Below are 16,811 nucleotides of genomic sequence, written 5' to 3' on the forward strand. Positions count from 1 at the left end.
ATTACTGGGGATAATGTGAACAAGAAAGCTGCTGAGAACCATAACCGTGAAGGTGTTGCTATAGGATATAAAGCATTTGCTCAAGGAAACGAGGCAACCTCAATTGGTAATGATACGGTAGCTTGGGGAAATTCAAGTATAGCTATAGGAACGGATAATGTTTCTGGAGATGAAAGCCTTCGTAAAGCTCTAAGTAGAGATGTATTTAGACTATTCTATAATGCAAGATCAAATTTTAATGATACAGGAAGTTATGCTGCGACTAAATTTAATAAGGCTGGACATATAGAAAATGGTAAAAAACAAACAGTAATGGCTGATGCAGATGGAATATTATATAGTAAAGATTTTGATGATTATAATAGTCAAGACAAAGGGGAAGCACTTTCTAAAAAAGATGGAAAAATATACATAAGAAAAAAAGGAAATGACGGAAATCCTAGTTATAATGCTGGATATTATGTTTATCATCAAGGAATTTTTTATGAAGCTCAAGGTGATATACTGAAAGAAATAAACAAAGACTATAAAAGCACTAACAACAAAAACTATAAACAAACAATAGAAGAAATACAAAAACTACCAGACTGGCAAAGATATCAAAATCATAAAAAAGAGGTTGATGAAGCGTATCAAGAGTATTTGAAAGATAACAGAAGATTTAAGACTCATACATGGGCAAAAGGAAACAATGCAATAGCACTTGGAGCTAGATCGATAGCCTATGGGGATTATTCAACAGCACTAGGAACATTAGCTATAGCAAACAGGGATTATTCAACAGCACTAGGAACAAACACAATAGCATTTGGCACAAAATCACTAGCTGTTGGTAATGAAGCTTATGTGTACGAAGATGAGTCAGTCGGTATAGGTAATAACGTCCAAGCTCTATATACAGGTTCAATGGTATATGGTAGAAATGCTTATGCAGGCGGAAAAGGGTCATTAGCTATTGGATCAAATGTATTTTCAAATGTAATTATGAAAGAAGATGAAATTAAACAATTAGAAAAAATTTACGAAGGTAATTCTACTGATATTACATTAAATAAATTTCTAGAATCAAATGTGCAATCAAATTACGTTGCTAAATTAGAAGATCAATACAGTTCTGGTGAAAAAAAAGCACAAAGAGATCAAGACAGTGAAGGAAGATTTAATAATGGCTCAATAGCGATAGGATCATACTCAATAGCAAATGGAGATAATTCATTAGCAATAGGTAGATTTGCTTACGCGAAAAATGACAAAGCTTTTGCAATAGGTCAAGCAGCTTATGCAAAAAATAGCAAAAGTTTTGCTATTGGTTATGGAGCAAAATCATTAAATAATGACTCAATTGCATTTGGATCATTATCGAGAGTAGAAGCTCCTTCATCACTGGCATTAGGTATAGATACAAAAGTTTTAAAAGAAATGCCAGTGGAACTTATGACTGAAGAAAATAAAAAGAAAAATAAAGATTCTAACTTTACAATACCTGTTGAAAATGCAATGGCAATAGGAAATAATGCAAAGGCCTATTATTTAAATTCAATAGCTCTAGGAGTAAATGCAAAAACTGATTACACTCAAACTGAAATGGCACAAGATGCATGGGCACCAAAATATGCAATATCGCTTCCATCATCAGAAAAAATTGGTTACTTATCAGTTGGTGGAAAAAATGCCGAAAGACGTATAGTAAATGTAGCACCAGGCTATAGTGATACGGATGCTGTAAACGTATCACAATTAAAAGCATTAGAAGAAGCTATTTTATATGGCAATACATTAGATGATGATAGCGATATTAATCATGGAGTTAAGTATTTATCAGTTAAGGGGTTAGATGAATTAAAAAATTTAGTAACAAAAAAACATGATTACGAAAACTATACTAAAATAAAAAAAGATTATTTGAAATTAAAACTTAGAAAAGTTATAAATCAAGAAGATATAAATTTAACAAAAATGGAAGCAAAACTAGAAAAGTATGATAAAAAATACACTGATTTTAAAAAGACTGCATCTAAATTAAAAGAACTAGATGAACAAATGAGTCAACAAGGCTATGGACCAACATATCCTAATAATTACGATGCAGAACAAAAAGAAAAACTGAAAAAAGATTGGTATAATCAACTTTTCGTAGATATTGAAAATGCAGAAAAAATAGATAAATCAGATGAAAATATTAATAAATTAATAACTGAAGACGATCAAGAAAAATTAAAAAACTCTAATTTCTTTAGTGACGGAGCAAAAAAATCAGGTTCGATTGCAATAGGAGTAGGAGCTTTAGCTAATTCTAGTGAATCTATCGTTATTGGTAAAAATGCAAAGATAGAAAATGACGCAGCTCAAAATACAGTACTACTTGGTAATAACACCTCATCTGCTACTGCCAACGCCGTCGCATTGGGTAACTATTCGGTTGCAGATAGAACACCTGAACCGGCTAGTAAATTAAGTGCTCAACAAAAATCTAATACATATATAACTGACGAATTGGCAAAATTAATAGACGACCATCATATGTATGCAGCAGTCTCTGTTGGTCGTTATGGCGGAGATTTGGAAGATCTTAAGAACAGTACTGATGCAAAAGCAAAGGAAAACCAAAAAAAATATGAAAAATGGGTAAAAGAGAATGCTGTTCTCAAAGAGACAAAACCTGATGAATATGAGAAACAAAGGCTCGAAGAAGCAGCGAAGGTTAAAAAATTCGCCTTAAGAAAAATAGTAAACGTAGCACCAGGTACAAAAGACACAGACGTTGTTATCCTTGCTCAATTAAAAGAGGGTGTAAAACAAGCAAGAGGGCATTATGTATCTGTAAATGGTACTAGTCAAGAAGATAATTCAAATTATAACAACGATGGAGCAACTAAAAGGGGAGCTATAGCAATAGGAGAAGGAGCACAATCAAAGGCACAAAATGCAGTAGTAATAGGAAAAAATGTAAGTCTTGATGTTCCTAATTCTTTTGTATTGGGTTCAGATAATACAGTTACACAAAATGATAGAGGTTTAAATCATGCGGTTGTTGTTATGGGTAGTGGTACAACATTAAGAAATTCAAGAGCTTCTATAGCTATAGGTGCAGTTAAAGCAAATAATGGAAACCACATAAAAGATGGTACTAGAATTGAAGGTACACTTATAGAAAATTCAGAATGGTCAACAGTAATTGGTAATAAAGCTACAATCTACAATGCAACTGATTCGCTTGCATTAGGTAATAATATTAAAGTTTATGCTAATAAAACAGAAGTTGATAAAAAAAATAGAATTGCTAATAATAAAAATAAGAAAAATAGTAACCTTATCATAATAGGTAATGGTGCTAAAGCAGCACAAGCTGGAGATAGTGTTGTTATTGGTGCTGGAGCTGTAGCATTAAATGGAGATGAAGCAAAACACGAATATAAAGAGGTAAAAAATTCTGTAGCGATAGGAAAAGGTGCGACTACTAAAGTTTCGGGTGCAGTAGCAATAGGTAGTGGTTCAAAAGTAGAAGAAGCAGCAGGAGATTCAATAGCTATAGGTAAAGAATCTGAAGCAACAGCTAAAGAAACAGCAAACAAAGAAGCAACTGTAATTGTTGGCAAGCAAAATATTAAATTTAACTGGTCAGGTGGAGTAAGTAGCAATAATAATGATAATAATAAAAAGACAGTATTTAGTGTAGGTAGAAATGGTGTAGAGCGTAAAATCAAAAATGTTGCAGCAGGAGATGTAACAAAAAATTCAACAGATGCTGTAAATGGAAGTCAGCTATATGCAGTAGCAGATGAATTTTCTAAGTTGGCTATAGATGTATTGGGTGCTAAGGCTGAAAACGCTAATAATAAATTTGGATTTAAAAAATCAAATTTTGAAGTTGTAAAATATAATGGTAATACAAACCCGCAATCACCAAAAGAAATGACTTTTAAAAATGCTATTGATGAAAATATAAAAGCAATTAATAAAGGAATTGTAATTGGGGATGCCGACAATAACAGAACTCATTATTTAGGAGATACATTAACAATTAAAGCTGGCAATATAGATAAACAAACATCTGACAAACTTGGATATAGTAGTAATAACATTAAAGTAAAATATCAACCAAATAGTGGAGAATTTTTAATAGGAATAAAAGATGATCCAACATTTAAAAAAGTAGAGTTAGAAGAAAAACAAGAATATGAAAAAAACGATAAAGTTAAAGAAAACGAATTAATAACTAAAAGATACTTAAAAGGTGCATTATCAAATGTAGCGTCAAGTTTTAGTGTTAAAGGGGATAAGCCAAGCGAGGGAGAATCTCAAAGTCTTGAAATAAATTCTACAAATAAGACATTAAATATTAATGGTGGATCAAATATTACAACAACTGTTGATCGTCAAAACCAAAAGATTACAGTTGGTCTCAATAAGGATTTAAAAGATATTAATTCTATAACATTAAAAAATAGTAACGATAACAACAAAACAGTAAAAATAACTGTTGATGATTTAGGTAATGTTAGTGTTAATCACGGTGATAAGAATGTTTCAAAAATAGCTACTGCAACAGATATTGATAAGTTATCTAAATATACATTAACATTTACAGCAGATAACAACTCGGCAGAATTTAAAAGAGCTAATGATTCTAATAAAACTGTTAAAATTTCAGGAGGATCTAATATAACTGTTTCTTTAAAACACTCTGAAAATAACAACACAGGAACATTTACAATAAGTGCTAATCAAACAGATACAATTGATGCAAATGCTGGAACTAGAATAAATAAAGATAATGAAGAAAAACACCCAGATAGATTAACAACAGAAAAAGCAGTTGTTGATTATGTAAAAAGTCAAATATCTGAAGGCACAAAAACATTAGAAGATGACTTTTTAAGAGTTACTGGAGAAAATATAAATGGTCATAAAAAAGAGTTTGGTTCAAATATCGGCATTGAAAAAATTGAGCTTAATGAAGATGAAACAGAAGGTACCAGTGAATTAATACAAGCCAAAGCCTTAGTGGGCTACCTAAAAGGCACAGGGGATAAATCTGTTAAACTTTCTGATTCCGCAAAAACACAAGCGATAGGTGAAGGCTCTATTTCTATCGGACATAATGCCATATCAAAAAACGAAGGATCCATTGCTATTGGCTATAACTCTGAGGCTTCTAATAGCGGTGCAATCTCTATCGGTCAGGATTCAACCGTGTTGGGAACGAGTTCTGTCGCTGTAGGTAAAGAAAATAATGTCAAAGGTAATTTCTCTTTTGTATTAGGTGAAGGAAATACACTTGATAAAGAACAAACCTATGTCATCGGTTCGGATAATGAAATCAGCGGTGCTAAAAACATTGCTATAGGACTAGGCAATACAGTAGGTGGCAATGAAAACATCGTTTTAGGCTCTCAAGTAGATCTCAAAGATGATGTAGAAAGTGCGATTGTATTAGGTGATAAGTCAATAGGAGTATCTAATGCTGTATCGGTAGGGAATGCTTCAACAAAAAGAAGGATTGTATTTGTCGATACCCCGCAAGGCAAATATGATGCCGTTAATAAAAAATATGTAGATGACTTAAAAATAGTCTATAAAGCAAACGGATCAAAAGATAACATACAAACGGTCAAACTAATGGATGGCTTGGACTTCAAGAAAGATGAAAATGACAATATTCAAGTCGTTGTCGATAAAAATGGTTCAATCCAACATAGCCTTGCTAATAATCTTAAAAATATAGATAGCATTAAAAGTAGCAAAGATGATACTGGAGCGAAAATTTCTTTCGCATCCAATAGTCAAGATACCAATGCTACTAAAGATAAAATAGAATTTACGATAGGAACAAAAACAGCTAATCAAACACAAGGTCAAGATGGTATTACAGTAACTTCTACAACATTTAGCTTTAGCGAAAAAGGGTTAGATTTAGGAAGTAAAAAAATAGTAAATTTAGCAGATGGTAACATTACTAATAGTTCAAAAGAAGCTGTAACAGGTAAACAACTATTGGATTTAGCAACTAAATTAGGAATAAATGTTAATGATAATAATAAAACTGAGTTTAAAGAACTTACATTCAATACATTAGCATTAAAAGAAGTAAATGGAAGTAATGAAACAGTCCCTGCAAGTATAATCAATTCATTAGAAAAAGTAGTTAGCAAATTAAATTCAGGTTTAAGTTATAAAGCAGATGTTAATACTAGCAATAAAGCAATGAATAACTACAAACCTCAATATTTAGGAAGTAAACTTGATATAGTTAAAGCTACAAGTGATATAAAAGTTGGAAATAATGGAACAGAAGAAACTTATGTAGGAAATAATTTAATTACTAAATACACTAATACTAATGGAAATGGTAAATTTGAAATAGGTCTTAAAGAAAAACCAGACTTTAAAGAAATTAGCATAAAAGATAATAATAAAACTTATGCAGTATTAGGTGGAAATAATACAAATGGTGGAAGTTTAATACTTAAAAATAAAGATGGATCTAATGAGAGTATCTCTATAAAAGCAGGAGAAAAACCAACTATTGCATTTAAAACAAATAATGAAGCTAACCAAACTAAAGGCATAGGAGTAATTACTGGGCTTGCTGATATTACTGAATATTCTACCGGTGATACTGCAGTAAATAAAAAATATGTAGATGATAAATTAGAAAGTAAATCGGCAAAATTACAAGTTGCTGGTAATGTAGGAAAATCTTTTGAAGTTTTTGATGGCAATAATACACTTTTAACCATTAAAGGCAAGGAACTTATGGTTAAATATTCCTTAGATGAGACAAAAAATAAATCACAAAAGAAGACAAAACATCAAAACATTACTGCTACTACACAACCTGATGATAAAACTTTAGAGCTTTCACTCAATGAGCATTTAAAAGATATGAAGTCAATTACTGGCGGAGAAATCGGAGCGGGCAACGGTAAAAAAATCGCCTCTAGTATTGAATTTAACAAAAAAGGTGTAAATGGCACAAAAGCAAATACTAATGTGGTGATTAAATCTAATGGTGCAGATTTTGTATTTGACAGAACCGGCTTAACCTTAAGTGGTAAACAGATTAAAGGTATTACAAGCGGTTTAGGTATTAATAGCATCAGTGAAGCTAGTAAAAAAACTAATCTACAAACCATTGCAAATGTCCTTTCTGGAAATCCTGATAGCAACAATAGCAACAATAAAATAGCTCAAAACGCCGTAAATGTCCAAGACTTATCTACGATTGCCAAAGCTATTATTGATAAAGGGCTGACATTTAAAGGCACTGAATTAACAAAGCCACAAGGCGGGCAACAAACACAACAGCAAGCGACATTCTCGTTAGGTAGTATTATAGAAATAGATAGCTCTGAAAGTAAAAATGGAAAATCAAAAGACTCAAGTGGTAGTGAACTAGATAAAAAAGATAAAGACATAAAAGTATCAATAGCTTCAAACAATAATACCAACAAAATAACATTATCATTAAATAAATCTGAAGCATTATCTTTAGAAGATGAAAGAGTTATTACATCTAAAGCAGTAAAAACGGCTATTGATGCTATGCAAAATGAAATTAATGATAAAATTTCAAAAACAGATGCAAATAATCCATTTAAAACAACCTACAAAGATGAAAATGGTAAAGAGCTAGAAAAACACGGAGATAAATTCTATAAGAAAGAAGATATACCAGACGGTGTAAAATATGATAAAAACAAGCAAAAATTTGTAAAAACAGATGGGAATGAAACAGATAAACAACCTACTGCTTTAAATGAAGATGAAGCAGAAAAAGTTCAAGAAATAATCAATCTAAAAGGAAATCCTAAGAAAATCGCCAATGTTGATTCCGGTTTAGGGCTTAAAAAATATAAAGAGTTAAATCCTCAAGACTCAGATGAAGAAGCTAAGAAAAAATATAAACAATCTAAAAAAGACGCTATTGATAAGTTGTTAGGAAATAACGCTAATGAAGATAACATAAAAGATAGTGATCCAATGTTAAATAATGTTGCCACTATAAGAGATCTTCAAGCTTTAGGGCAAGCTGGAATGGATTTTATGGGAAATAATGAAACAAAAAAAGTTCATAGAAATCTTGGACAAAAACTAGCGATTAAAGGTGATCAAAATACGACTCAATCTAAATTTGAATCTGCAAAAGATAATATTAATGTAGCTGTTGAAAGTGAAGCATTAGTAGTGCAACTTTCTAAAAATTTAAAAAATCTAACATCAGCAGAATTTAAAGCCGAGGATATAACTAGTCCAAAAACCAAAACAACTATTAACTCGACAGGAACAACAATAGTTGGATTAGGCGATAATGAAAAAGAAAATGGTAAAAAAGCAAAATACACGCTTAATGGCACAAAGGTTACAGATAACACAAATACTTTCGAAACAAATGCAACAGGAATTAGTTTAAAACAAAAAACAAACTCTTCTAATGAAGAAGAAGTTTTTGCTATTACAAATAATTCTGGGAAAGTTACTATAGACTTTAAACAAAAAAAAGATGGAAATTTTACTGGTAAAATAACAGGGCTTGCTGATATTGATAAAAATTCTACTGGTGATACTGCAGTAAATAAAAAATACGTGGATACAAAATTTGGTGAGCTTGATAGCAAATTAACTTCAACAAATTCAAATAGACCATTTGATTATTATTTAGACGATGTTAAAGTCATCAAAGGTGAAGATGGTAAATTCTATAAAAAAGGAGGAACTAAAGTCCTATCTGACGAAGAAGCGAAAAAAGTTATTATCAAAGCTGAACCAACTTCTAAACCTATGAATATAAGCAACGTAGCAAGTGGGTTAGGTATTTCAGAAATATTAGAAAGCGAAAAGCAATTACTCAATGATGCAATTAATGAGAAAAAAGAGGCATTAAAAAAACAAGATGAAGCTGTACAAAACGCCAAAGATCAAGTAGGCAAGGAACAACAAACATTAATGACAGCAAAAAATGAGCTTTCCAAGATGGCAACTGAACGTCCTTCATTATTGATGAAAAAAGCTGAAATCGAACAACAGATTAAAACATTAGATGAGAATGATCCACAAAAAGCGACCATGCAATCAGCTCTTGATGATATAGAAAAAGAGCTTAAACAAAACGATCAAAAAATGACTGAAGCGACAAAAGTTGTGAGTGAGGCTTCTGATGCACTTGATAAAGCCAAAATAGCTTTAGCAGACAATGTGTTAAAAGCCCATGAAGCACAGCAAGCATTAACAACTGCCCAAGAGATCTTGCGAAATAAAGAAAATGGCGTGGATAAGATACAAGCCTTAGTTTCTGATGAATCAGATATTAAAGAGGCTAATGTAGTTACTGTCAAAGATTTAAAAGCTGTTGCTAAAGCAGGGCTAAATTTTGAGGGCAATGACGCCAAACGTGTACATAAAAATCTATCAGAAACTCTAGCAATCAAAGGTGAAGAAGATACTAGTAGTATTAAATTTAATAGCGATACAACAGCTACTGGCAATATCAAAGTAGAAATGTCAAAAGATGGCAAGGGCTTAGATATAAAACTATCTGATAAGTTAAAAAATATGGCTTCATTTGAAACTAAAGAAATCAATGGCACAAAATCGGTATTAAATAGCAATGGCTTACAAGCTACTAGCAAAGATAACGAAACTATTGTTACTGCAAAAGGAACTGAGATTAAAAGCAAAGATGGTAAGTCAGCAAAATATAATATCGACGGTATCGAACTAAAAGGTAAAAATGGTGAGCCTTCATTAATGGCAACCAATTCAGGGTTGATAATATCTGGTAATAACGGCAATATAATACTTGATGGAACAAAGGGTCAAATTTTAATTCCAGATATTGATAATCCAAAGAACTATGCTCAAGTTGTTAATAAAAACTATGTAGATAGTAGAGTAGGAGCTGTTGTTAATCACTTAGACAATGTAAATAAAAACCTACAAGCAGGCATTGCAGGTGCAAATGCAGCAGCAACATTGCCTATGTCTTCAATACCAGGTAGATCGGTTATGGCTATATCTGCTGGAACTTATAAAGGAAAAAGTGCAGTGGCGTTAGGATTTTCTAGTGTAAGCGATAATGGCAAAGTATTATTTAAAATACAAGGCAATAGTAACTCTGTTGGCGATTTTGCTGGCGGTATAGGTGTTGGCTGGACTTGGTAGGATAGAGAGTAAATTTACTGCTTTATTCGTTTATAAATCACTCGCTTATATAAGCGAGTGATTCCTCATTAAATTTAAATAATTCCATAACACTAGACCACTTTTGTTTTAGTTTAGCTCGTTTTGTTATATTTTAGCAACTAAATCTTCAACTACTATTAAATTTATGTTGCAAATCTTTTTTATAGTTTCTCCATAAAATTTGTTTAACTTTATGTGTTTTATAAAATTTGAACCAAGTTTTAGTTTTTAACTCGCCTTGATTATTTTTGTAGTTTTTTAAAAAAGACAAAGCCAACTTTGCTTATAAATTTAAAGTTGGTGCTATTAAAATAATTTCATCAATCTTTAAATTAATATACATTTTGTTATAAAAACAAAGAGTTTTTGCCTACGTGATAAATTATTTTACTTTAACATAAAAACGCAATTTTACAACCATACTCCGTTTTTAAAATAGTAAAATAACGGATAATAGCTAAAAATTAGCGTTAAAATTGTAGTTGAAAACATTGAAATTTTATATAAAATTTCACTAGCTTTTAAGTTTAAAAGCTCCAAAATAAAAACAAAAAATCCAGGCAAACTCCCAAGAAATATAAAAATATAAATCAAATATCCCACAAAATAATACTCAACGCCAACCATACAAAATGGGCACATATGCGTTGGTAACTCATAAATATAAGGCGAAAAAAATCTTATCAAAGCATATATACTAGATAATAAAAATCCTAAAGAAAAAATAGCCATCAAGGTATCTATTTTAAAATAAGCAGATATAAAATTTAAGATATAAATTATAAAAAATACAACAACTATAAAAGTCTTATCTTGCCAAAACATCATCTTATCCAAAGAGGATGATTTAAAAATCTCACTACAACAAAGCACAGGTTTTAAAAGAGAAATTCCACTAAAATGAAAAATTTCTAAAACAAATTCCAAAACTAAAAGAAAAAATATTGGTATAAAAAATTTAAATTTCAACTTTAAAAATTTAGAGTTTTTAGTTTTAAAATCTTCAAAATTTACAAGCAACCAACCACTTATAAAAAAAATATTTATAATCTTAAATGCAAAAAGATAAAATCCAAACTCAGTAGCATCCACGATACCTGCAGCACACATCGCCCCTGGAACTAAAAAAGAAACCGCAGACATCGTCCAAATAAAATATAAAAAAAGAGGTATTTTAACGCACATTATAAAAGTAATAATAGTAGAGATTAAATACCCACTTTTTGCTAAATGAAATTGGTATGAGTTTGATAAATTTTCATCATAATTTCTTAAAATTTTAATAGAAAAAACAAAGGCTACAAAAGCAAAAAAAACAATAACCCCCTCAACTATCAAAAGAGTAATTACAAGCGGTGAAAACATAAGCATATCTAATCCTTTTTCATCTCGTAAAAAGCACTCCCTATTCCACTTTCTAATAAAAGCGGATCATGGGTTGAAATCACTATTGTGATGCCTTTTATGTTGAAAAAATATTCAATTAATTTTTCGCTTAAATATCTATCCAAATTTGCACTTGGCTCATCTGCTAAAATTATGCTAGGATTGTTAATTAAAGCCCTGATTATAGCTACTCTTTGTTGCTCGCCGCCAGAAAGATTTTTCGTTAATTCATATTTTTTTGAAAATATATTAAATTTATCCAAAAGCTCAAAAGCAAATGCTTTTTTATCTAATTTATCAGGTAAAGTTGGAATTATGATATTATCAAAAACGCTAAGAGTTGGTATGAGATTAAAATTTTGAAAAATCATACCTATTTTTTCACGCCTAAATTTAGAAGCAAATTTAATAGATAATTTTGATATATTTTCTCCATCCATAAAAATTTCGCCCTCACTAGGCTTCAAAAGCCCTGCCATAATATTTAAAAGAGTGCTTTTGCCACTTCCACTAACGCCCTTTAAGAAAAAAATTTCACCCTTTTTTACGCTAAAATTTACATTTTTTAATGCACAAAATTCATTATTTTTATTTTCATTAAAAATTTTAGATATATTTTTTACTTCTATCATTTTAAATTCTCATCATCTATAGCTATTTTCCAAGCTGGAATTATACAAACAGCCACATAAAGAGGTATTGTAGAGAAAAATACCATTGAAAGCCCCTTAAAATCAAACACAAAAGAAAGTATAAAGGGGTGTTTTAAAGAATCAAAACCTACAAATATATTTTTTAAAAATGGTGCATTTAAAAAATATACAAAAAATATAGATAAAACTAAAGCTATTAAAAAAGCACTAATACTCATAATTAAAGCCTCAATCACTTTATAAAAAATTATATCTGAAATATCCCATCCTACGGCTTTTAGTATCCATATTTCGCGTCTTTCTTCGCTTGCTAAACCACTTGCTTTATCGTATAAAATGACACTAAAAGTTAAAAAAATAATTATAAAAAATAGCAAAAACCAACCACTTTTATAATCATATAAAAGCATATAGTTTTTTAAAATTTCATCTTTGGTTGCTGCTTTTAATGTCTTTTTTGTATTGATTTTATTTGCTACAAATTTAGACTCATTAGGATTAGAAAGCCTGATAACAACATCTCTAAAATAAGGCTTTTTTATCCCCAAAATAGCCCTTGCGCTATCCATATCCATTAAAATTATATCATTATTTTCAAGGCTATGTTTTAAATTTAGCTTGCCAACTGGTTTTAGTCTTAGCATTTTATCATCTGGAGTAAAAAACACAACGCTATTATAAATTTCTAAATCATCTTTAAGCATTTTTAAAACCGCATCTGAAGCCATAAAACTAAGCTTTTCATCTCCAAAATTTAAAGCTAAATTTTCTATTTCTTTTTGATAATAATTGCCAAAACTTTCAACCCCAATTATGGTTACATATACTCCCTTTAGATCAAAAAAATACTGCCCCCAAATTCTGCCTTCTATGCTAGAAATAACTGGATCACTCCAAAATTCATCAAGCTCTTTTTCATCAATTAAAACAGATCTTTCATTTATTTTTTTTTGAACTAAAATATCAGGAAATTCTTTTGAAATCTCCAAATATTGGCTCTTTAAAGAGCTAACTATAAACATCATAGAGCTTAATAAAAAAACAATAACGCCAAAAATAACAGTAATAAAAAAATTTTTACTTCCATGCCTAAAAATAGAAGCCAAAGCATAATCAAAAATATTTTTCACCTATTTTTCAACCTTTTTTGATAGCCTAAATTTATAAAACTACCTTTTTCATCCTCTCTAAAACCTGGATGAGTATTATAAATTTCATCGCCAAAATAACTAAAAAAATGCCTAAAATATGGCTCATTCGGATAAAAACTAAAGTTTATTATATTAAATCTTCTTACAAATTCCAACCTCTGTTCTTTACTATCTTCCACTCTACACAAAACACAAATTTCAAATATCAAAAAAGATAAAATAGCTGTTATAAAAAGATAAAATTTATTTCTTCTGTTTAAATTTAACACTCTTTTGATTCCAATCTACATAATACGCTTTTTGAAATTTCACTAAATTTATAAATTTTTAGACCCTTGTGCTCTAGCTTAAATATATTTGCATCTTTTAAATTTTCAAAAGGTATTAACTCATTTCCCATCGGTCCAAAAACATCACTCCCAAAAACATAAAAAGCATTTCTAGCGTCTATTTTATTTTGCGAATAATAATCGCTAACAAAAATTTCTATATTTTTATTTAAATTTTCATCTAAATTTTCATACAAAAATTTCATCATATCTTTCACGCCATCAAAAAAATACTCTCTATTTTCTAGTTTTAAATACGTAGCCCATCTTGGATATTTATACACAAACATACCACAAATTGGACACTTTGCACTACTTGGTACAACTATTTTGCTATCTGTTTTTGATGAGTAGTTCCATAAGAAATTTGTAACATAGTCTGCTTTTTTATCATCTATATTTTTACATTTTTTAAAGATATCTGATTTTAATTCATTTATAAATCTATAATCTTTTTTTGATATTTCTTGACATAAATTTTTATAGATTTTTTCGCCTATTTTATAATTTCTTTTTATATTTTTAAAATGATTTAGCTCTGTATTTTTTTTAACTCTTAAAAATCCCACTTCATACGCTAAATCAAAATCCACAACCCTAGCCTTATATTTAAAAGCAAAATTTTTAGCATCATTTTCATTTTTAAATGCAAATTCTCCATCCATTCCGACAACAAAAAAAGCATTTTTTGCCTTAATCATCTCACCGCTAAAATAATCAAAAACACTAGCACTACTCAAAACAACATCTTCTATCATAGAATCCATCGCCATTTCACCAATTGAACAATACTGCATAATTGTGCCATCTTCTAAATTTATAATTACTGAAGTTTTGTAAAAATCTTTTAAATTTTTAGCACTATAAGAGCAAAAAAATTTCTTGTCTCCATTTTGAGCCAAAAAAGGCTCTCTAGCAAATAAATTTATCGCAAATATAATAAAAGCAATAAAAAAATTAATTCTCATAAATTTATCTATAATTTTGCAATCAATTCTATCTCGATTAAAGCATCTTTTGGTAATTTTGAAACTTCAATAGTGCTTCTTGCTGGCTTATGCTCACCAAAAATTTCGCCATAAATTTCATTAACTTCTGCAAAATTATTCATATCTGCTAGAAAAATTGTAGTTTTTACAACATCACTAAATTCCAAATCAGTCGCCGCCAAAATGGCTTTTAAATTTTTTAAAACCTGATTTGTTTGTGTTTTAATATCTCCGCCTACAAAATTTCCATCCTTATCTAGTGGAATTTGGCCCGATACAAATAAAAATCCATTAGCTTTTATACCTTGAGAATATGGTCCAATTGCCGCTGGTGCGTTATGTGTCAATACTGTTTTCATCTTTACTCCTTATTAAAATTTTCTATTAAATCACTAAAAACTCTTTGTAATTTAGCAACCTCATCTAAACTAACTCTCTCATTTATAGCGTGAATTCTATCATTAATCACTCCAAATTCCACTACACTAACCCCATTAGTTGCAAAGTATCTAGCATCGCTTGTGCCTCCAGAAGTGCTTAAATTTGGTCTTATATCACAAACATTTTGTATGCTTTTTGCAATCTTATTAACTATTTTAGAATTTTTATCCGTTAAAAATGGCATAGAAGAAGCTTTTATATCTAAATTTATATCATAATCTTTATATAAATTTTCAATATATTTTTTAACATCCTCTAAATTTATAAGATTAGAATTTCTTACATTAAACATAATTTTAATTTCACCCGGAGTTACATTACAAACCTCCATACCGCCGCGAATATCAGTAATTACAATCTTGCTTTTTTCAAAAAATTCACTTCCATCATCCAGATCAAAACCAGCAAATTCACTAAATTTAGTAGCTAAAATATGAGCTGGATTTATGCATTTCTTTGGATACGCCGCATGTCCTTGCTTGCCAAAAATTTTTAAAACACCATTTATCGAGCCTCTTCTTCCAACTTTTAATGTATCTCCAAAAATTTTTTCACAAGTTGGCTCTGCTACAACAGCAAAATCAGGCAAATTTCCGCTTTCTTTCAAAAATTTTAATACCTCATTTGTGCCATAAATAGCATCTCCCTCCTCGTCGCTAGTTAGTAAAATACTCAAAGTGCCATCAAAATTTTTAGCACTTAAAACTGCTGCCACAAAAGCTGCAACGCCACTTTTCATATCTTGAGTGCCACGTCCATAAATATAACCATCTTTTATCACGGGATAGAAAGGATCGCTTTGCCAACCGTTTCCTGGCTTTACAACATCTATATGTCCAGCAAAACACAAATGCTCCCCTTCGCCAAATTTTTTATTTAAAAAAAGATTTTTTACCCCATTTTTTTCTATAAATTTAGTATCAAAATCTGCAAATATCATAGCTAAATAATTAAGTGCTCCATCATCATTTGGAGTTATACTTTTAAATTTTAAAAGTTGAAGTAATATCTCATCAGCTCTCATAAATTTCCTTTTTAAATATATTTTAATTATCTCAATTTATCACTTTAAAACTGCTTAAAATTAAAATTTTATAAATTAAAGAAAAAGCAAAAAAAATCAAAATCAAAGCCGAAGTATAAGATATGATTTTATAAATTTTTTGATTTATTAATTTAGAATTTTTAAAAATAGCTAATGGAAAAAGTGTTATCCAAGCAAAAATACTTACTATCAAACCCAAAATTCTCGCCCACGCAAAACCACTATCTGCTAAAACTAAAGTTGCCGAGATACCGATCCAAAACATAACAACATAAGGATTTAGCATATTTATAAAAAAGCCTCTTAAGAAAATTTTGATATTATTGCCATCTTTTAAATTTCTATCCACTTCTATAACGTTATTTGAATTTTTATAAATTTCATAAGCCATATATAGTAAAAAAATCACTCCAAAAATAGCAAAAATTTTTAGCAAAATTTCATTATTTAAAATTTTAAATAAACCTACACTTGAAAACAAAAGATAAAAAATATCGCAACTCATAGCTCCAAATCCAAAAATAAAAGCTTTTTTATAGCTTCTAAGGGCATAAGACATAATCAAAATATTTACAGGACCAAATGGAACTGCAACACCTATACCCAACACAAATCCACTCAAAAATTCTTCCAAA

At 29.9% G+C, this 16,811-nt stretch carries 9 protein-coding genes; 1 reads left to right on the forward strand and 8 read right to left on the reverse strand.

Annotated elements, in window-relative coordinates; genetic code table 11:
* Positions 1-15 precede the first annotated feature (15 nt).
* Complete coding sequence (locus tag F1B92_RS04980; protein WP_195836293.1) at positions 16-10,161, forward strand: YadA-like family protein; 10,146 nt, start codon at positions 16-18, stop codon at positions 10,159-10,161.
* A gap of 432 nt (positions 10,162-10,593) precedes the next feature.
* Here the strand turns inward: F1B92_RS04980 and F1B92_RS04990 are convergent, their stop codons facing one another.
* From F1B92_RS04990 to F1B92_RS05025, 8 genes are read right to left on the reverse strand one after another with little or no spacing between them, the layout of a single operon-like run.
* Entirely contained in the window at positions 10,594-11,553 is a 960-nt protein-coding gene (locus F1B92_RS04990; protein ID WP_154570780.1) for a hypothetical protein, read from the reverse strand.
* Positions 11,554-11,555: 2 nt separating this feature from the next.
* Complete coding sequence (locus F1B92_RS04995; protein WP_154570781.1) at positions 11,556-12,200, reverse strand: ABC transporter ATP-binding protein; 645 nt, start codon at positions 12,198-12,200, stop codon at positions 11,556-11,558.
* Positions 12,197-13,351: an ABC transporter permease gene (locus F1B92_RS05000; protein ID WP_326833098.1), complete on the reverse strand. Its 1,155-nt coding sequence runs from the start codon at positions 13,349-13,351 to the stop codon at positions 12,197-12,199. The genes F1B92_RS04995 and F1B92_RS05000 overlap by 4 nt, the downstream gene beginning before the upstream one ends.
* A complete protein-coding gene (locus tag F1B92_RS05005) occupies positions 13,348-13,581 on the reverse strand; it encodes a hypothetical protein (RefSeq protein ID WP_229770936.1) in 234 nt (77 codons plus the stop codon). Before F1B92_RS05005 ends, F1B92_RS05000 begins: the two co-directional genes overlap by 4 nt.
* Before the next feature lie 53 nt (positions 13,582-13,634).
* Positions 13,635-14,669, reverse strand: a complete 1,035-nt coding sequence (locus tag F1B92_RS05010; protein ID WP_154570783.1) for a nitrous oxide reductase accessory protein NosL — start codon at positions 14,667-14,669, stop codon at positions 13,635-13,637.
* Positions 14,670-14,677: 8 nt separating this feature from the next.
* Positions 14,678-15,049 (reverse strand): RidA family protein, encoded by a 372-nt coding sequence (locus F1B92_RS05015; RefSeq protein ID WP_154570784.1) that lies wholly within the window; start codon positions 15,047-15,049, stop codon positions 14,678-14,680.
* A gap of 2 nt (positions 15,050-15,051) precedes the next feature.
* The gene (gene dapE, locus F1B92_RS05020; protein ID WP_154570785.1) at positions 15,052-16,155 is read right to left on the reverse strand and encodes a succinyl-diaminopimelate desuccinylase; all 1,104 of its coding nucleotides are present in this window, start codon (positions 16,153-16,155) and stop codon (positions 15,052-15,054) included.
* Positions 16,156-16,186: 31 nt separating this feature from the next.
* On the reverse strand, positions 16,187-16,810 hold the full coding sequence (locus F1B92_RS05025) for a LysE family translocator (RefSeq protein WP_154570786.1): 624 nt from the start codon (positions 16,808-16,810) through the stop codon (positions 16,187-16,189).
* Between the last annotated feature and the right edge of the window lies 1 nt (position 16,811).

Origin of the sequence: Campylobacter portucalensis (assembly GCF_009690845.1) — a bacterium.
Taxonomy (GTDB): domain Bacteria; phylum Campylobacterota; class Campylobacteria; order Campylobacterales; family Campylobacteraceae; genus Campylobacter_B; species Campylobacter_B portucalensis.

Coding starts and splice junctions, on each gene's coding strand:
- F1B92_RS04995 (WP_154570781.1), bottom strand. CDS start 12,200: ATGATAGAAGTAAAAAATATATCTAAAATTTTTAATGAAAATAAAAAT.
- dapE (WP_154570785.1), bottom strand. CDS start 16,155: ATGAGAGCTGATGAGATATTACTTCAACTTTTAAAATTTAAAAGTATA.
- F1B92_RS05010 (WP_154570783.1), bottom strand. CDS start 14,669: ATGAGAATTAATTTTTTTATTGCTTTTATTATATTTGCGATAAATTTA.
- F1B92_RS05015 (WP_154570784.1), bottom strand. CDS start 15,049: ATGAAAACAGTATTGACACATAACGCACCAGCGGCAATTGGACCATAT.
- F1B92_RS04990 (WP_154570780.1), bottom strand. CDS start 11,553: ATGCTTATGTTTTCACCGCTTGTAATTACTCTTTTGATAGTTGAGGGG.